At 70.7% G+C, this 17413-nt stretch carries 13 protein-coding genes; 7 read left to right on the top strand and 6 right to left on the bottom strand.

Going from position 1 to position 17413, the window contains the following annotated elements; genetic code table 11:
* Positions 1-46 precede the first annotated feature (46 nt).
* The 4 genes from KY572_RS34305 to KY572_RS34290 form a co-directional block, all read right to left on the bottom strand.
* A complete protein-coding gene (locus KY572_RS34305) occupies positions 47-2608 on the bottom strand; it encodes an LPS-assembly protein LptD (RefSeq protein ID WP_224247895.1) in 2562 nt (853 codons plus the stop codon).
* A 12-nt stretch (positions 2609-2620) separates the two neighbouring features.
* Positions 2621-4117, bottom strand: a complete 1497-nt coding sequence (locus tag KY572_RS34300) for an AMIN domain-containing protein (protein WP_224247894.1) — start codon at positions 4115-4117, stop codon at positions 2621-2623.
* An 86-nt stretch (positions 4118-4203) separates the two neighbouring features.
* Entirely contained in the window at positions 4204-5481 is a 1278-nt protein-coding gene (locus KY572_RS34295) for a lysophospholipase (RefSeq protein ID WP_263452238.1), read from the bottom strand.
* A gap of 9 nt (positions 5482-5490) precedes the next feature.
* A complete protein-coding gene (locus KY572_RS34290) occupies positions 5491-6804 on the bottom strand; it encodes a bifunctional folylpolyglutamate synthase/dihydrofolate synthase (RefSeq protein ID WP_224247892.1) in 1314 nt (437 codons plus the stop codon).
* Between the two features lie 62 nt (positions 6805-6866).
* Between KY572_RS34290 and KY572_RS34285 the strand changes: the two genes are divergently transcribed.
* The 3 genes from KY572_RS34285 (at position 6867) to KY572_RS34275 (ending at position 10140) form a co-directional block, all read left to right on the top strand.
* The gene (locus KY572_RS34285) at positions 6867-7712 is read left to right on the top strand and encodes an alpha/beta hydrolase (RefSeq protein WP_224247891.1); all 846 of its coding nucleotides are present in this window, start codon (positions 6867-6869) and stop codon (positions 7710-7712) included.
* A gap of 200 nt (positions 7713-7912) precedes the next feature.
* A complete protein-coding gene (locus KY572_RS34280; RefSeq protein ID WP_224247890.1) occupies positions 7913-9430 on the top strand; it encodes an alginate lyase family protein in 1518 nt (505 codons plus the stop codon).
* 65 nt (positions 9431-9495) lie between these two features.
* Positions 9496-10140 carry a hypothetical protein gene (locus tag KY572_RS34275; protein ID WP_224247889.1) on the top strand — a complete coding sequence of 215 codons (645 nt, stop codon included), beginning with the start codon at positions 9496-9498 and terminating at the stop codon, positions 10138-10140.
* 18 nt (positions 10141-10158) lie between these two features.
* Here KY572_RS34275 and KY572_RS34270 read toward each other — a convergent pair whose 3' ends face one another.
* Positions 10159-10629: a YqaA family protein gene (locus KY572_RS34270; protein WP_224248018.1), complete on the bottom strand. Its 471-nt coding sequence runs from the start codon at positions 10627-10629 to the stop codon at positions 10159-10161.
* A gap of 73 nt (positions 10630-10702) precedes the next feature.
* Here KY572_RS34270 and KY572_RS34265 point away from each other — a divergent pair, with 73 nt between their 5' ends.
* From KY572_RS34265 to KY572_RS34255, 3 genes are all read left to right on the top strand, one after another.
* Positions 10703-11428: an ABC transporter ATP-binding protein gene (locus tag KY572_RS34265; RefSeq protein WP_224247888.1), complete on the top strand. Its 726-nt coding sequence runs from the start codon at positions 10703-10705 to the stop codon at positions 11426-11428.
* 11 nt (positions 11429-11439) lie between these two features.
* Positions 11440-13479, top strand: a complete 2040-nt coding sequence (locus tag KY572_RS34260) for an ABC transporter permease subunit/CPBP intramembrane protease (protein ID WP_224247887.1) — start codon at positions 11440-11442, stop codon at positions 13477-13479.
* Between the two features lie 64 nt (positions 13480-13543).
* On the top strand, positions 13544-14038 hold the full coding sequence (locus tag KY572_RS34255; RefSeq protein WP_224247886.1) for a DUF4112 domain-containing protein: 495 nt from the start codon (positions 13544-13546) through the stop codon (positions 14036-14038).
* Positions 14039-14063: 25 nt separating this feature from the next.
* Here the strand turns inward: KY572_RS34255 and KY572_RS34250 are convergent, their stop codons facing one another.
* Entirely contained in the window at positions 14064-16457 is a 2394-nt protein-coding gene (locus KY572_RS34250; protein ID WP_224247885.1) for an ABC transporter permease, read from the bottom strand.
* A 305-nt stretch (positions 16458-16762) separates the two neighbouring features.
* Here KY572_RS34250 and KY572_RS34245 point away from each other — a divergent pair, with 305 nt between their 5' ends.
* Complete coding sequence (locus KY572_RS34245; RefSeq protein WP_224247884.1) at positions 16763-17245, top strand: FKBP-type peptidyl-prolyl cis-trans isomerase; 483 nt, start codon at positions 16763-16765, stop codon at positions 17243-17245.
* Positions 17246-17413 lie beyond the last annotated feature (168 nt).

The raw sequence follows: 17413 nt of genomic DNA, 5'->3' as shown, positions 1-17413 counted from the left end.
TAAGGTTATGACAACCACTGTCGGCGTTCGGGGATTCCTCTGTCCGTCAACCTCCAGACCCGAAGGCACCGACTCCGGCCACATTCAGGTTCATCCCGAAGTCCGGCCTGCTCTGCCCACGGCGCAGCGTGGCAACTCCCTCGATGCGCCAGCAGTCACACGCGGGACCGTACGACACGCCCAGAACCTGCTGGGCGAGCGGCGACTCCGTCTTCGCGAGTGGCTGCACGATGGCTTCGTACCGCAGACCGAGTCCGATTCCGAGCGACAAACGCGCGCCCGCCACGAGGAGCTGGGCGCGGGCCTGGCTCTCCGCAGCCGGACCAACCAGGGCGTCGATGCCTCGACGCAGCCGGTCAGGCCCCACCGCCAGCAGATCATCGTAACGGGCGTAGAGCGCCTCGCCCTTCCCGTTGTCTATAGAGGCATCCGCGCTGAGCTGGGTGATGCGAGTGGTGTTCGGGTCGAAGCGGACCAGGGCCCCGCCGTTGAGCACGCCCGCGCTGGCATGGAGGCGAGCGTAGGAGTCGCGCAGCACCCTTCGAGCCTGCTCGGTCTGTGTTGAGTTTCCGAAAGTCAGACCCGGCCGGGTCAGATCAAACCCCTGGCCGAGGCGCAGGCGGAGCACCTCGCGGCGCTGGTCGCCCTTCTTGATTTGAAGGGACTGGGCGACCTCGACGACCGCCTGGAGGAAGCCTTGCCCCTGGCCGTCGGCTCCCACCGGAAGCGCCGCGTCAATCTCGTCGTAGATTTGCGGCGGTCGGTCGGGCGAGGCACCTGGCGAGGGGACGCCTCCCCACACGCCGGGTACGTATCGCAGCTCCACGGAGGGCATGAGTGTGTGGCGCCAGGCGGAGTCGCCCCGCTCGTAGGTGCGCGCCAGCTCCGAGTCCGCGACGACGCCCAGCAAGGGATAGCCGCGCTGGGCCACGCGCCCGGACACCTCCCCCACATAGAAGTCCTGCCGGAGCGCCAGCGAGGGCGTCACCCGCGCGTAGGGCCCCACCCCGAAGGACGTGGCGATCCGGGGGAAGAAGTCCAGCCGGTCGCGGGCCTCGCGGTCCGAGGCGTTGAAGACGCCATCGGACTGGGTCTCCTCCACGAGGACCTGGGGCGTCCCATCGGGGCCGGGGATGACGCGAAGGCGGGAGGGCTCGAAGAGGCCATCCTCTCCCTCGTCCCCGAAGCTCCGGGTGAAGGGAGACAGGCGGGTGAACTCCGCGCGCAGCCCGGCGGCCCAGCGGCTGCCGAAGAGCCGCTGCTCGGGCAGCGCCACCGTGAGGGCGGGCAGCTCCTGGAAGGTGATGGGGCCCGGGATGACGGGCCGGGAGGGATCCACCGCGGCGGGGACGCGATCCTCGCGCAGGAAGTGGAAGGCCCAGCGGATGTCCTGGCGGAGGGAGACCTCCACGCCGGCGTAGTGCTCCTCGCCCCGGTGGTAGAGCACGCCGGTGCTGCGCAGGTACTGGTTCTCCCGGGCGACGATGTCCGCGGTGAGATCGCGCGTGTAGTAGCCGTCCGAGACGAACGCCGCGTCGATCCGGTTGCGGAAGCCGTTGCCGAGATCCTGCACGTGCTGCCAGGAGGCCTCGCCGCGCAGCCCGCGCGCCTCGGTGACGGCCTCCTCGGTGGGGCCTCCCGGACGGAAGAACAGGCCGTCCACCGGGTTGCGGACGGGCTGCAGATCATAGACGACGCCCAGCGTGGCCCGCCCGCGGGTCTGCTCGCTGGGCACGTAGCGGAACTCGGTGAGCAGGCGGGGGCCGCGGATGCCCGTATAGCGAGGCTCGAGCCGGGTGATGCCGCCGCCGAGATCGTGATTCTCGCGGGAGGCGCCGGTGTAGTAGCCGGGCGTGAAGGTGATGTCGTAGCTGCGCCCGAGCGTGAAGAAGACGGGCTGGTCGATGCTGAAGCCGTTGAGCCCGGAGGTGGTGGGGCGCGGCACCAGCAGGCCGGAGCGGCGCTCGGCCAGCGGCAGGTACAGCCAGGGCAGCGCGAACACCGGCACCGAGTGCACGTAGACGACGGGCCAGGTGAGGATGGCGCGCTCGCCCATCGCCACGTTCGCGTTGTTGGCCTCCACGCGCCAGCTCGGCTCGCCGGGGCCGCACTCGCACGGGGTGAAGGCGAGATCATCCACCTGGAAGGCGTTGGGGCCGGTGCGCTTGATGCGGGTGCCGCTGATGAGGACGGGCGTCTCGCCCATCTGGCGCAGCTGCTGGGGCGTCTCCGCGGCGCGCAGGGCCTCGGCGGTGACGTTGCGCTTCTGCATGAAGAGGCCGCCCTTGACGTTGGCCTCGTTGGACTGGAGGTCGACCGTCACCTCGTCCGCCACGGCGGCGAACTGTCCGCTCACGAACATCACACTGCCGCTGGCGCGCGCCGTCTGGGCGGACTGGTCGTACGTCACCTCGTCCGCGCGCAGCAGCGTCTCGGCGGTGCGCAGCTCGGTGTGGCCCTTGGCGGTGAGCAGCTGGCGGTCTGGCTCGTAGACGACGTAGTCCGCCGCCACCTCGACCGTCTCCCCGGTGGGGAGCTGGATCTGGGTGGACAGCGGAATCTGCGCCGAGACGAGCAGCGCGACGGTCGCCGGAAGCAACAGGCTCATGGGCCTCTCGGCTCAGCGGCTCGGGCGCGCGAACTCCAGGGAGATGGTGTTGCCCTCCTGGCGCGTCTGGACGGGCACCTGCTCCTTGAGCTTGATGGACACGCGCACGGAGCGATCCGGCCCGACGGTGGGGTCCACGCGAGTGACGGCGGTGTCGAAGAACGAGGTGTCGAGCGCACGGGTGTTGTTGCCCTTGCCGATCTGCGTGTTCTCCAGCATGAGGACGATCTCGTTGCGGCCCTCGGAGACCTTGTAGCTCACCGGCTCGCTGGTGCGCACGTAGACACGCGAGCCGCCGTCCCGCTGTTGGAAACCGACGATCTCCAGGATGCCGCGGCGCCCGGAGACGGAGCCCGCCGAGGGGCTCTCCGGCTCCTCCCGGCGAGGCGGCTCGGCGGCGGCCACTCGGGGTGGGCGCGCGCCCTCGTCACGCGGCTTCGGCTCGGCCTGGGCCAGGCGCTTCTGCTCGGCCTCCTCCGCCCGGCGCTTCTTCTCCTCCAGGGCGGCCAGGCGCTTCTGCTCGGCCTCCTCGGCCTTGCGCTTCTTCTCGTCGGCCTCCTGCTGTTTGCGGGCCTCGACCTCCGCGCGCGCCTCCTCCGCCCGGCGCTTCTTCTCCTCCAGGGCGGCCAGACGCTTCTGCTCGGCCTCCTCCGCCTTTCGCTTCTTCTCGTCGGCCTCCTGCTGCTTGCGAACCTCGGCCTCCGCGCGCGCCTCCGCCTCCTTGCGCTTCTTCTCCTCGGCCGCGGCCTGCTTGCGGGCCTCCTCCTCCGCGCGGGCAATCTCCTGCTGGCGCTTCTTGTCCTCGGCGGCGGCCAGCTCCTGGGCGCGGCGCTCGTCCTCGGCCTTCTTCGCCGCCTCGGCGCGCGCGGCCTCCTCCTGCTTGCGGCGATCCTCCTCGGCCTGCTTCGCCGCGGCGGTCGCATCCGCCTGGGCCTTCTCCTGGGCTGCCCGGTCCTGCTGGGCCGCGGCGGCCGAATCCGCGGCGGCCTTCTCCTGCGCCGCCCGGTCCTGCTGGGCCGCCACGGTCGCCTGGTTGGCGCCCGCCTGGGCCTCCGCCGCGGTGGGGCCCGTGGCGGCCTCGCCGGACTGCTCGGGGCCGGGGAACACCTGGGCCACGAGCGGCCCTCCGCCCTCCAGCACCCTCACCATCAGGACGTTGCCCGTCACCTGGATGTCGGTCTCCACCTCCCGGTCGTAGCCGATGAGCACCCGGGCCAGGGCGGCCGAGTCCGAGCCGTAGTTGGCCGAGCGCAGGCCGGTGATGAGGCCGCTGGTCACCCGCGTCTCCTCCGGCACCCCCTTGAGGATGGCCTCGGAGATGTCGATGACCAGGCGCGGCGGATCCGTCATGGTGAAGGTGGTGAAGTTCGGCTTCTTGGTGCCGGTGATCTCCACCGTGCTGCCGTTCACCTTCACGCCCGTGATGGTGTTGAGCTCCACCTTCTCTTGCGCGAACGCAAGGAGGGGAACCAGCACCCAGCCGAGCATGAACACCGCCAGGGACCTCATCGAACGACACCCCTTCTTCAGAGAGCGCGAATGTAGAGCAAGCGCCCCCTGGCTCCAATTTCCCGGCCCTGGACCTGTTCGACGGGCTACCGGATGCGCGGGAGCACCGGCGACCGCACACGGTGGGTGCGTGCGTACTCGATCAGGTTCTTGATGTCGTAGCAGATCTGCCGGATGTCGTGCCCCATCGTCAGCTCGATGTGGCTGTTGCCCTTGACTGGCCGCCACAGCAGGTACTCGCTCTTGGCGGCGCGGTAGACGCTCCGGGTGGACTCCACCGAGGCCAGCGGATCCAGATCCCCGAAGATGATGGCCATGGGGACCTTGATCTTCGAGAACCCGCGCTTGAAGTCGTAGTCGGTGCGGTAGCAGACCATCTCCCCCCGGCGGATCCACCGGGCGAACTGCTCCAGCACCTTGCGCGGCTCGCGCTCGCCGCCCTCTCGCAGCAGCCAGCGGATGTCCTTGCCGCTGACGCGGGCGGGGTTGCTCAGCCGGTTGATGCGCGCGGCCAGCCGCTCGTAGAGCGGGTGACCCTCGGCGCGGGCCAGCTGCTTCTCCGCGAACTTGAGCCAGGTGTCCACCGGCACGTAGTTGAAGCGCGTGTCGCGGTGCTCCTGCTGGGGAGCGAGCCGCTTGCCGAGCTCGCCGCTCACCACCTTGGCGCCCCTGGCCAGCAGCGAGCGGCCGAGGTGGCCCAGCTTGCCCTGCACGTTGAGCCCGGCCAGCGTCATGTCCACCATGCCGCCCAGGGCCGGCGCGCTCATGGCCAGCGCCTTGAGCATGAAGAAGCCGCGGCCCAGGTCCGCCGGCGAGCCGATGGTGATGAGGCCCTCGAAGTCGTCGTGGATGCCGGCGTAGCCGTAGCCCAGCATCCCGCCCATCGAGTGCCCGCAGTAGAAGATCTTGTCGCGCCGGGTGATGCGCTTCACCCCGGAGACGGCCGCGGGCAGGTCATAGAGGAAGTAGCTGTCGATGTCCCAGTCGTAGTCGAGGTCCGGCGGCAGCGGGCGGCGGAAGCGCTCGGCGCGCTCGCGCTGGAACTCCAGCGAGCTCTTGCCATGGCCGCGCAGCTCCAGGATGTGGATGTCCACGCCGAAGAAGAGCAGGTTCTTCACGAACTGCCCGCTCGTCCACGCGTGGCGGTTCTGCGAGAAGCCGTGGACCAGCAGCAGCACCTCGCCGAACAGCGGCTGCGGGAAGGGCTGCTTCACCGGCCGGTAGCGCGTCATCATCAGCGACCAGCCGTCCGCCGTCTCCACCACGTACTTGGTCTTCTGGTACAGCGCCCGGAAGTCCACCTCGTCCACGGTCGGTAACCGCGGACCTGGAGCTGCGTTTCTCCAATCATCCGGCAGGCGCATGTCTGAAATTTACTGCCGCTGCTGCACCGCGCCAAGGCTTCGCACGAGCCGAACGCGGGCTGCTCCCACCAGAAACAGGGAGCCCGCACATAAGAGGACGTCATCCTCCATCACGAGGGCCCTTGCGCCTGCCAGGGCCTCGTCCAGGCTGGCATAGGCACGTACATTCGCGCACAGAGCCCGCGCCTCCTCGAGGTAGCGCTCGGGGGCCAGGGAGCGAGGAGTGTCCAGCGGCGTGAGGTGGACGGAGGCGCAGCGCGGGAAGAGGGCCCGCATCATTAGAGCGCGGTCCTTGTCGGCCACCACGCCGAATACAAGGTGGAGCCGCCGCCCGGGGTACACGGAGTCGAGCGATTCGAGAAGCACGGCCACGCCGCCCGGGTTGTGGGCACCGTCCAGGACGACGGTGGGTCGCCTGCTCAGTTCCTCCAACCGGCCGGGCCAGTACGCCGAGGCCAGCCCGGTCCGCGCCGCGTCCGGAGGGACGGTGACGCCGCGCGCGTCGAGCTGCTCCAGCACGGCGAGCGCCACGGCCGCGTTCTGCCGCTGGTGGGGCCCACGCAGGGAGAGCGAGAGGCCCTCCAGGCTCCACCTCGGCCCCCGGTAGGAGAGCCCTCCGCCGGGAGCGTCTGCCCCGGTGAAGTCCCTGCCCTCCAGCAGCACGGGGGCGCCCACCTGCGCGGCGATGCGGGTGATGGCCTCGAGGGCCTCGGGTTCCTGGCGGCTGACGATGACGGGGACGCCGGGCTTGAGGATGCCGGCCTTCTCGCCGGCGATGGCCCCGAGGGTGTTGCCCAGGTACTCCATATGATCGAAGGAGATGGGCGTGATGGCGGTGACGAGCGGCGTCACGGTGTTGGTGGCGTCCAGGCGCCCGCCGAGCCCCGTCTCCAGCACGGCGATGTCCACGGCCTCCTGGGCGAAGTGCCAGAAGGCCACCACGGTGCCGAACTCGAAGTACGTGAGGGGCGCGGGCGTGCCGGCGGCGTCGGGGTAGCGCTCCAGGACTTCGAGGATGCGCCGGCCGAGCAGCTCGCGGGGAATCTCCGCCCCATCCACCTGGATGCGCTCGGTGACGCGCTCCAGGTGCGGCGAGGTGTAGAGGCCCACCTTGTGGCCGGCGGCGCGCAGGACGGTAGCGGAGAAGGCGCAGGTGCTGCCCTTGCCATTGGTGCCCGCCACATGGAGCGAGCGATAGCGGCGCTCCGGGTGGCCCAGGGCCTCGAGCGCCACTCGCATGCGCTCCAGGCCCGGCTTGATGACGGAGGGGTTGAGCCGGGAGAAGAAGTCCAGCGCCTCGTCCGGTGTTCGGGGCATCGTCATGAGGCCGCGAGGCTTACACTCTCGCGCCTGCGCGCCGCAAACGCGCCAAGGAGAGCCCTGTGATGCAACCGTCGATGAAGCTGGCCCGCCTGTTCCTGTTCGCCGTGCTCACCCTGGGCCTGGCGGGCCGTGCCCTGGCCGAGACCGAGCCAACCCCTCCGCACCAGTCGTTCACCCTCGAGTCGGCGAAGCTCAAGGAGACCCGGCGCATCAACGTCTACACGCCGCCGGGCTACGACGCGGCGGGCTCCACGAGCTATCCGGTGCTGTACATGCCGGATGGTGGCCTGCAGGAGGACTTCCCGCACGTGGCCACCACCATCGACACGGCCATCCGGGCCGGGGAGATGCGCCCGCTAGTCCTGGTGGGCATCGAGAATACCGAGCGGCGACGCGACATGACTGGCCCCACCGAGGTCGACGAGGACCGCAAGATCGCCAAGCGGGTGGGCGGGTCGGCGGCGTTCCGCGCCTTCATCCGCGACGAGCTGATGCCCCACGTGAGCCGCAAGTATCGCGTGACGAGCGAGACGGCGATCATCGGCGAGTCGCTGGCGGGGCTGTTCATCGTCGAGACCTTCTTCCTGGAGCCGAAGCTGTTCGGCACCTACATCGCCTTGAGCCCGAGCCTGTGGTGGAACAACGAGGCGCTGGTGAAGAAGGCCAGCCAGCGGCTCGAGCGCTGGCCCGCGCCGCGCGCCAGGCTGTACCTGTCGTCCGCCGACGAGGACAACATCGCCCCGGCGGCCGCGAGCCTGGCGGAGGTGCTCCGCAAGAAGGCCCCGGCCGAGCTGAAGTGGCAGTACGAGCCCAGGCCGGACCTGCGCCACGACAACATCTACCGCTCCTCATCGCCGCAGGTGCTGCGCAAGTGGTTCGCTCCCGAGGCGCCGAGCCGCAAGCCGTAGGCCCGCCCGGGAAGCCCCAGCGGCTGTCCCCAACCTGGGACACGTGGACTGCGCCCCTCCGCTCCAGCGCGGGTGCGGGCGCACTCCAACCCCAGTGATTCCAGGACCTTCCGTGTGGCCATGGAGTTGCACAGAGGCCCCTCGACGCCTTCTTCGAGGAATCCGGCCTCCGGCTCCTCCCCCTCACGAGGTCCTCCGCCATGCACGTCACCTCCACCCGGCAGTCCCTGGCTGTGTCCCCGGAAGCTCGCGCTCCGGAGCGCGCCAACCGCGCTGGCATCCGGGGCCTGACGGACGGACAGACCGTGAAGGGGCGCGTGTTCGTCGACGTGCCGGGGGACCGTGGCTCGGTGAAGAGCGTCGACTTCGCCCTCCAGGGCCCCAAGTCCTTCTCCCACCGGGAGATCCACCCGCCCTTCGCCCTGTTCGGCGACAAGAACGGCAAGCCCAACGGGTGGGACACCCAGGGCTTCCCCTCCGGGCAGTACAGCCTGAAGGTCACGGTGACGGATCCGTCCGGCAAGCCCACCGTCCACACGGTGAGCTTCAAGGTGGAGAATGACGGGTTCTCCGGCGCGCCCGCGACGCCCCGTCCTGGCACGCCGCCTCCTCCGACGACGGGGGCCACCGGCACGCCGCCTCCGGCCTCCGCGAGCGCGGGCGGCAAGGACTTGCTGGTGCCGTATGGCAACGCGCTGGATCCGCGCAACCACGCCGCGCTGCGCGCCAAGGCCCACACGCCCGCGGGCAAGCAGGTCATCGCGATGGCCGACCGCTACCTGAAGTCCTCGCCAGATCCCATCCGCGGCATCTTCAAGCCCGAGCCGCGCTACCTGCCCGGCCAGGACGGCGTGGTGAACCCGAACCGCGACATGACGCAGACCCACCAGCTCAACCGGTTCACGGAGCAGATGAACTCGCTCACGCACGCCTACGCGATGACGGGGGACTCGAAGTACGCGGACAAGGCCATCAGCATCATGGACGCGTGGGCGAAGACGACGACGCCGGGGTTCGGCTCCAGCCAGGCGGGCATCTCCAGCTACCACCCGCTGGCCTCGGTCTTCACCTCGATGAAGGCGCTGAAGGACTACCCGGGCTGGAAGCCCGAATCCAAGGCCCAGGTGATGGACTGGGTCTCCAAGTACGGCGAGCGCGCCATCTTCAACGGGGACAAGTACAACAACCGGCACGACTGGCGGATGCTCTTCATCGCCTCGGCGGCGTCGCTCACGGGCAACAAGTCGCTCCTGAACAAGCAGGTGGCGGAGTGGCGCGACGCCGTGTCGCACTCCATCCGCGCCTCGGACGGCCTGCAGCCCGCGGAGCTCAAGCGGACCCAGTCCCTGCACTACCACCTCTATGCCCTCAAGCCGCTCGTGGCCTTCGCCGAGCTGGCGCGCTCCGAGGGGTACGATCTCTACAACACCCGCGAGGGGCAGCTCCTTCGCAAGGGGCTGGAGGCGGTGGGCCCCGCCACGCTCGACCAGGGCAAGTGGCCCTATAAGGAGATGAAGCGCAACGCCTCGCACGGAATGGAGGCCGTCTACCAGCTGGCCGCCGAGCGCTTCCACTCGAGCGAGCTGCGCACGGTGGCCTCCGGCCTCCTGTCGAAGGCGGAGAAGAACAGCGGCTGGCTCGGCGAGCGCGTCCGCGGGCAGATGAAGGACGGCTCCGCCGTGGGCTTCCCCCTCCCCAACCTCATGCTCTTCGGATGATCCGGGCGCAGACGGCTCGGCGGAGGTGAAGCCAAGGGCTGAATCGAGGGATGATGTCCGGTGCCATGCGCCCTCTCACTCCCGCCCGCGCCACCTCCGTGCGCTCCTGCCTCCTGATGCTGTGCCTCGTGGGAGGCTCGGCCCTCGCCGCGCCTCCGGCTTCCGCCGCCAAGGGGAAGAACGAGGCGGAGGTGGCGAGCATCCGCAACCGCTGGCAGGCGGTGGAGCAGCGAGCCCGCGCCTCCACGGAGGAAGGAGGCTTCTACATCACCGAGGTGAAGGCGAACGCTCGCGCCACCGGCGGTTTCCCGGCCGTCGGCGTCCGGCACAGCACGATCACCTACGAGTGGGAGTGGAACGAGGACACGGAGGAGAAGCCGTATGACGTGCGCCTGCTCCGAGCCACGGAGGAGTCGGTGATCGCCGGGCGAAGCTATCGCCTGACCTTCCTCTTCGGCCCGGACGGCAAGGTCATCTTCTGCCACTCGCGGCCCGCCGAGCCCGAGGACGCCGAGGGAGAGGAGGACTTCCTCCAGCCGCGCGGCGAGTGGCGCTTCTACTTCAAGGACGGCCGCGAGCTGCGCCGCATGCGGGGAGCGAAGATCATCGACACGCCCTCGCGCCAGGAGGAGCTGGACGTGGACCCGCTGATCGACCGAGCCGACGAGCTCAAGCGCCTCTTCGCGCAGACCGAGCAGTTCTTGCGGTGAGCCTGCGCCCGCCGAGGCTCACATCGCGGCCAGGGTGGACGCCGCCACGAAGAGGTAGCGCAGCCCCTTGCCCACCGTGGTGAACACGAGGAAGGGAGCGGCGCGGACGCCGACGAGCCCCGCCGCGAGCACGAAGGCATCTCCGATCACGGGCAGCCACGAGAGCACGAGCATCGGAGAGCCCCAGGTCCGCAGCCGCTGCCGGGCGCGCTCGAGCCGAGGCCCCTCGCGGGCACTCCGGCGCTCGAGCCACCGGCCCAGGCGCCCTCCCCCGCCCCGCGCCACCCACCGCCCGAGCAGGTAGAGAGACAGCGCTCCGAGGACGTTGCCCACGGTGGCCACCGTGACGGCCGCCACGGGCGAGACGCCACCGGAGATGATGGCCACCAGCAACGCCTCCGAGGGCATGGGCACGATCGAGCCCGCCAGCATCGCGACGACGAAGAGGCCGGGGAGGCCCCAGGCGGCGAGCGTGGAAGGATCAGGCAGCACGCGGCACGCAGGGTACGTCACATGCCTTCACTCCAGGGTGTAGATTCATTCGCCGCCTAGTGGACACGCCATGATCGAAGCCCGAAAGCTGACGAAGCACTACGGAACCTTCACCGCCGTCCGGGAGGCCAGCTTCACGGTGGCCGCCGGAGAGGTGGTGGGCCTGCTCGGGCCCAACGGCGCGGGGAAGACGACGCTCCTGCGCATGCTGGCCGGCATCCTCACGCCCTCCGAGGGTGAGGGGCTCATCGCCGGGGCGAGCACCGCGGAGGCGCCCTTCCGCGTCAAGCAGCGGCTGGGCTTCCTCTCCGGGGACACGGCGATCTCCCAGCGGCTGACGCCTCGCGAGGTGCTCACCTTCTTCGGCGAGCTGCACGAGCTGAAGCCCGCCGAGCTGAAGCGGCGCACGGACGAGCTCATCACCCTGTTCGAGATGGGGCCCTTCGCTGACAAGCCGTGCGGCACGCTGTCGGCGGGGCAGAAGCAGCGGGCGAACGTGGCGCGCGCGTTCCTGCACGATCCACCGGCGCTCATTCTGGACGAGCCCACCACGGCGCTCGATGTGCTCTCCGGGCGCTTCCTGCTGGACGCCATCCGTGCCGCGCGAGACGCGGGCAAGGCCATCCTCTTCTCCACGCACGTGATGGGAGAGGTCGACTACCTCTGTGATCGGGTGGTGCTGCTGCACCAGGGACAGGTGCTCGACCAGGGCCCCATCCCCGAGGTGTGCGCCCGAGCGGGCGTCCGCACGCTCACCGAGGCCTTCCTCCACTACCTGCCCTCGCGGTCCGCCTGAGGAAGCCGCCCGTGCGCCCTTCCATCGCCTTCACCCTCTTCCGCAAGGATCTGCGAGAGGCCCTGCGCGACCGCCGGATGATCACGCTCCTGGTCATCGTCCCGCTGCTGCTCTACCCGCTCCTGCTGGGGCTGGCCATGCTGACGTCCGGCATGCTCTCGCGGCAGTCCCAGGAGAAGCCGCTGAAGCTCGCCGTCTGGGGCCCCGCTCCCGCGCTGCTGCTGGAGGAGGTGGCCCAGGCCGAGCGCGTGGAGTGGGTGGACCGCCGCGAGGCCGTCCCCGCGCAGCCCTCGCCCGAAGCGCGCGCGCTGATCGACGCGCGGAAGGCCCAGGCGGTGCTCGTGGTGACACCCGTGCCGCTGGCGAGCGGCGGGAAGAACCTCGCCGTGGAGCTCTACTTCGACTCGGGGCAGCCCGGAGGAGGGCTCGCCCGCCGGCGGCTGATCACGGTGCTCGACGCGGTGCGCCTCCATGCGGTGCAGGCGCGCTTCCAGCAGGCGGGGCTCGCCCCGGAGCTGGCCGAGCCGCTCCAGGTGAAGGAGTCGGACTACCGCTCCACGGGCATGTGGCTGGCGTGGGGCGTGCCGTACCTGCTCCTGTTCGCCCTGGTGATGTCGGGCTTCTACCCGGCCATCGACGTCACCGCGGGCGAGAAGGAGCGCGGGACGCTCCAGACGCTGCTGTGCGCGCCGGTGCACCCGCTGGAGGTGGTGCTGGGCAAGTACGGCGTGGTGAGCCTCTTCACGCTGGGCGGCGCCCTGGTGAACCTGCTGGGCATCGGGCTGGCCTTCCTGGGGTTCGCGGGCGGAACGCTGGGGCGCGTGCACGTGAGCGCGGGCGTGCTCGTGGCGGCCTTCGCGGCGCTCATCCCGTTGGGGATGCTGGTGAGCTCCATGCTCGTCGCGGTGGGCGTGCTGGCACGCACCTTCAAGGAAGCCCAGAACTACCTCACGCCCGTGCTGCTGCTGGTCATCGTCGCCGCCCATGGAGCCATGATGCCGGACGTGGCGCTGACGCCCGGGCTCGCGCTCATCCCCTTCCTCAACATGGCCCTGCTGCTGCGGGAATTGCTCACCACGGGAGTGGACGTGGCCACCTTCTCGCTGGTCTTCGTCAGCACCCTGGTCTGGGCGATGGCGGGGGTCCTCTTCGCGGCCCGCGTCTTCGAGAGCGAGCAGGTGCTGCTGTCCGGAGAGAAGCCCTGGCGCGACATCTTCGGCCGGAAGCTGCACCGGGCAGACCGCCTGTCCCCCGGCAGCGCCCTGCTCTTCGTCGTCGTGGTGCTGGCGGGCTCTCTCTATACGAGTGTGCTGCTGATGCGGCGGCTGCCACTGTGGGGTGTCATCGCCATCGTGCAGGTGGGCCTGTTCCTGGTGCCCTCGGTCCTGTGGGTGCGACGCTCGGGAGCGGAGCTGCGTGAGGCCTTCTCGCTGCGGCTCCCCACACCGCGCGGCGCGGGGGCGCTCCTGCTGCTCGTGCCCGGCATCATCGGCCTGCAGGTGCTGCTGAACACGGCGCTCCGGGTCGTCTCGCTCCCGGGCATGGAAGAGTTCGTCCGCCTCATGGACGAGCGGATGAAGGAAGCCGCCGCCTGGCCCCTGCCGCTGGCGCTGGCGGTGATCGCGCTGGCCCCCGCCATCTGCGAGGAGGCAGCCTTCCGCGGCGTGGTGCTGGCGGGGCTGTCTCGCACGGGCTCACGCACGGTGGCGGTGGTGGGCAGCGCGCTCGCCTTCGGCATCCTCCACATGCACCTGGTGCACGCCGTCCTCGCCGCGATGGTCGGCCTCCTCCTGGGACATGTGACCCTGAGGACGCGCTCGCTGCTGGCCGGCGTGCTCCTCCACCTCGCCAACAACGCCACCGCCGTGCTCGTCACTCGGGGCGGCGTGGAGCCGGCCTGGATGAGCTCGTGGATGGTGGGGCTCGCGCTGTGCGCGCCGGGCCTCGTGGGGCTGTGGCTGCTGCCAGGAGCCTCCCCGCTGGAGCCTCACGAAGCCGCCAGGCCCTCGGTGCCCCCTGCGCCGGGAGCGCCAGGCTCGACTGTGACGTAGCCGATGGCGAGCGCACGCGGACGGTTGACGGCCGCTCCCGTGCGCGCTCCTCTGCGCAGAGCGCATGAGCCCACCGCCTGCATCCGTGAATCCTCCCACCTCCCCCGCCGCGCTCGAGCACGTGCGGCGCCTGGCCCATCAGCTGGACACCTCCATCCGCCTGCCAGGTGGCTTCCGCATCGGTTGGGAGGCGGTGCTGGGGCTGGTGCCGGGCGTGGGCGACGGGCTGGGCGCCCTGCTCTCCGCCTATATCGTCGTGCAGGCGGTGCGCATGGGGGCCTCGCGCGAGGTGCTGCTGCGCATGCTCGGCAACGTGGCGATCGAGGCGCTCATCGGCGCGGTGCCCTTCCTGGGCGACGTCTTCGACGCGGCCTGGAAGGCCAACGTGCGCAACGTGCGGCTGCTCGAGCAGCACCTGGAGGCCCCGGGTTCCGCTCGCCGTGCCAGCCGGGCCTGGGTCGTCGGCGTCGTCGTGCTGCTGGTGGCGCTGCTGTCGCTGGGCGTGGCGCTGGCCGTGCTCACCTTGAGCGCCATCGCCTCCCTGGGCAGCCCGCGCTGAGCCACCGCGAGGGGCCGCGCGAGAGCTACTCGGCCCTTAGGGAGAGGCCCGGATCCACGCGGGCCGCGCGCCTCGCCGGCAGCCACGCGGCGATCAGGCCCACCGCGCCGAGCAGCGCCGCCACGCCCAGCAGCGTGGGGAGGTCCGTGGGGGTGACGCCATACAGGAGGCTGCGCACCGCCTGCCCGAGCCCCACCGCCGCCGGCAGCCCCACCAGGAGCGCGAACCCCACCAGCTTCCCGGCGGCGCCCACCACCAGCCGGATCAGGCTGCCCTCGGTGGCCCCGAGGGCGCGGCGGATGGACAGCTCCCGCATGCGCTGCGTGACGTTGTAGGACATCACACCCCAGATGCCGAGCGCCGCCAGCAGGAGGGCCAGCCCCGAGAGGCCGGAGAGCAAGGAGAGCATCAGCTCATGCCGCTGCCTGCCGCGCGCCACCAGCGCGTCGAGCTTCTCCAGCGCGGGCACGGGCAGCTCGGGGTCCACGCTGGCCACCGCCGAGCGCAGCTGCGCGAGCGTGGGCCCGGGCGTGCCCCGGACGACGAGGTGCATCTCCGCGGGCGCCGCCTGGGCCATCGGCAGATAGAAGGAGGGGGCCGGGGGCTGGGTCAGCTCCTGGTGGCGCACGTCCCCCACGACGCCCACCACCGTCCACCAGTGGGTCCCATCGAAGGAGAGGCGGGAGCCCAGGGCGGGCTTCTTGTCGAGGAACATGCGCACGAAGGTCTCGTTGACCAGGGCCACGGGAGGCGCGCCCTTCGCATCCGTGGCCTCGAAGAGCCGGCCGCTCTTCAGCGGCACTCCCAGCGCCGCGAAGGCGCCGGGGCTGGCCACGCGGTGGTTGGCGTGCCGGCGAGTGCCGGTGTCGTCCATCCCCTCCACCCGGATGCCCGACGAGGTGGTGGAGCCGCCCAGGTGGATCTCTCGCAGGAGCCCCACCGCCTGAGCGCCCGGGAGCGAGGCCAGGGCCGCCTCCAGCTGGGTGGCGGCGTGGGTGCGCGCATCCTCGTCCGGATAGCGCTGGGCGGGCAGCTGCACCGCCGCGGACACCACGCCCTCGGTCCGAAAGCCGAGATCCACCTCGGAGAGGTGCCCGAGCGTGCGCACGAGGAGGCCCGCCCCCGTGAGCAGCACGAGGGCCAGCGCGAGCTGCACCACCACCAGCGCCGCGCGGAGCGGGTGGCGGACACCGGTGGTGCCGTGGCCCCCGGCCAGCAGCGGCAGCAGCGCGACGCGAGAGGAGTCGATCGCGGGCACCAGCCCGAGCAGCAGCGCGACGCCCACGCACAGCCCCGAGGCGAAGAGGAGCACCGGCAGGTGCAGCTCGGGCTTCGCGATGCTCCGCAGGGCGGGCGGCACCAGCGAGGAGAGCGCATCGGTGCCCCAGAGCGCCAGCAGCAGCCCGAGCGCCCCGCCCAGCAGCGACAGCAGCAGGCTCTCGGCGATCGACTCGCTCAGGCGGTGGCTGAGGCTGGCGCCGAGCGCGGAGCGGATGGCGCCCTCGCGCCGACGGTGCACCACGCGCGCCAGCAGCAGGTTGGCCACGTTGGCGCAGGCGATGAGGAGGACGAAGGCGGCGGCGCCCCAGAGGGCGAACACCACCGGGCGGACGCGTCCGGTGATCTCCTCTTGCCAGGAGAGCACCTGCACGCCGTGCGGAGGCTCGGCATCCTCGGCCGCGTCCTCTCCCGCGCGCAGATGGGCGATGCGCTGGGCGGCGGCCAGACGCGCGGACTCCAGAGACACCCCCGGCTTCAGCCGGGCGAGCACCGTCAGGTGGTGGTGCCCCTGCGCCTCCAGCTCGGTGCGCAGCGACAGGGGCAGCCAGACGTCGATCTCACGAGCGGAGTTCCCCAGCGTGAAGCCCGGAGGGAGCACCCCCGCGATGCGCACCGCGGCGCCATTCAGCCAGAGCAGCTGCTCGGGTGCGGCCTCCGCGGTGGCGAACAGGCGCGTGGCCAGCGCGTGCGAGATGACTGCCGTGGGGGCCGCGCCCGCCTGCGCATCCCCGGCCTCGAAGAGGCGGCCCGCGAGGGGAGCCACGCCCACCACGGAGAAGATATTGGGAGTGGTGCGCACCGCGTTGAGCCGCTCGGGCACCTCGCCTCCCGTGCGGTTGACGGGGGTGTAGTGGAAGCCCACCACCCCGTTGAAGGCCCCGGACGCCTCGGCCCAGGCCGCGGTCTCGGGTTCTGAGGCGCTGACGCCGCCCTGCTCGGGCTGCATGCAATACAGCCGCACCAGCTCCTCGCCGTGGGGGAAGGGCAGCGGGCGCAGCGTCAGCGCATGCACCATGCTGAAGATGACGGTGTTGGCCCCCAGCGCCAGTCCCAGCGTGAGCACCACGGCGAGGGTGAAGCCGGGGGTCCGGCGCAGGCCTCGCCAGGCAAAGCGGACATCTCTGAGGAACGCTTCCATGGTGACTGCCGCCTCCGCTGGGGAACCTGCCTTGGCGCACATCGAGCCAGGCATGGGATTCAGGGACTCCCGGGAGGATACCAAGCAGGTTCCGCACCAACCGCAGGAGGAGGCCCCATCCCCTCGGAACAGGAGCGGGCGCGAGGCGGGGCGGAAGGGAAACTGTTCGGGGATGGGACACCTTGTCCCGAATGCGGACACGCCCCAGGGTGTCTGTGGTAGACGGCCCCGGCTCGGACTCGCCTGGAAGGCAGGTGAGCCTCATTGAGGATGGAGTCACCCCCGGGCAGGCGAGGAGAGCATCCATGGAAATCACGAAGGACAGCGTCGTCACCATCAACTACCGGCTGACCCTGGGAGACGGGAAGGTCATCGAGGAGAGCGAGGAGAGCGATCCGCTCGTCTACCTGCACGGGTACGAGGAGATCGTCCCGGGGCTGGAGAAGGCGCTCGAGGGCAAGAAGGCGGGCGACGCCCTGAAGGTGAAGGTCTCCCCCGAGGAGGGCTACGGGGAATACGACCCGGACGGCGTGGAGGAGGTGCCGCGCGAGGAGTTCCCCGCGGACATGGAGATCGAGGAAGGGGGCATCATCAGCGCCACGGACGACGAGGGCGATGAGGTGGACTTCCTGGTGAAGGAGGTGCGCGACAAGACGGTGGTGGTGGACTTCAACCACCCGCTGGCGGGCAAGACGCTCCACTTCGAGGTCACCGTGCGCGAGGTGCGCAAGGCCACCGAGGAGGAGCTCGAGCACGGGCACGCGCACAGCCCTGGCCACGAGCACTGAGCAGATCCAAAGAAGTTTTGCCCCCTCGAGGGATTCACCTGTGCCAGGGGACCGGCCTGGCCAGGGAGGCGCCCTGTGAGCGGACCGGGACCGAACTGGTATGACAAGCAGACCGTCGAAATACGGCGTGAGGGCCCGGGAGAGACAGTGGCACGCCAATCCCCTGCG

Origin of the sequence: Hyalangium gracile, from assembly GCF_020103725.1 — a bacterium.
In the GTDB taxonomy this organism is placed as follows: domain Bacteria; phylum Myxococcota; class Myxococcia; order Myxococcales; family Myxococcaceae; genus Hyalangium; species Hyalangium gracile.
Note: the sequence above shows the minus strand (reverse complement) of the source record. Positions and strands in the feature narration are given on the sequence as shown.

Excerpts from the sequence above, each read along its gene's own strand:
- KY572_RS34305 (WP_224247895.1), bottom strand. The coding sequence starts at position 2,608 with ATGAGCCTGTTGCTTCCGGCGACCGTCGCGCTGCTCGTCTCGGCGCAG.
- KY572_RS34300 (WP_224247894.1), bottom strand. The coding sequence starts at position 4,117 with ATGAGGTCCCTGGCGGTGTTCATGCTCGGCTGGGTGCTGGTTCCCCTC.
- KY572_RS34295 (WP_263452238.1), bottom strand. The coding sequence starts at position 5,481 with ATGCGCCTGCCGGATGATTGGAGAAACGCAGCTCCAGGTCCGCGGTTA.
- KY572_RS34290 (WP_224247892.1), bottom strand. The coding sequence starts at position 6,804 with ATGACGATGCCCCGAACACCGGACGAGGCGCTGGACTTCTTCTCCCGG.
- KY572_RS34285 (WP_224247891.1), top strand. The coding sequence starts at position 6,867 with ATGCAACCGTCGATGAAGCTGGCCCGCCTGTTCCTGTTCGCCGTGCTC.
- KY572_RS34280 (WP_224247890.1), top strand. The coding sequence starts at position 7,913 with ATGCACGTCACCTCCACCCGGCAGTCCCTGGCTGTGTCCCCGGAAGCT.
- KY572_RS34275 (WP_224247889.1), top strand. The coding sequence starts at position 9,496 with ATGCGCCCTCTCACTCCCGCCCGCGCCACCTCCGTGCGCTCCTGCCTC.
- KY572_RS34265 (WP_224247888.1), top strand. The coding sequence starts at position 10,703 with ATGATCGAAGCCCGAAAGCTGACGAAGCACTACGGAACCTTCACCGCC.
- KY572_RS34255 (WP_224247886.1), top strand. The coding sequence starts at position 13,544 with ATGAGCCCACCGCCTGCATCCGTGAATCCTCCCACCTCCCCCGCCGCG.
- KY572_RS34250 (WP_224247885.1), bottom strand. The coding sequence starts at position 16,457 with ATGGAAGCGTTCCTCAGAGATGTCCGCTTTGCCTGGCGAGGCCTGCGC.
- KY572_RS34245 (WP_224247884.1), top strand. The coding sequence starts at position 16,763 with ATGGAAATCACGAAGGACAGCGTCGTCACCATCAACTACCGGCTGACC.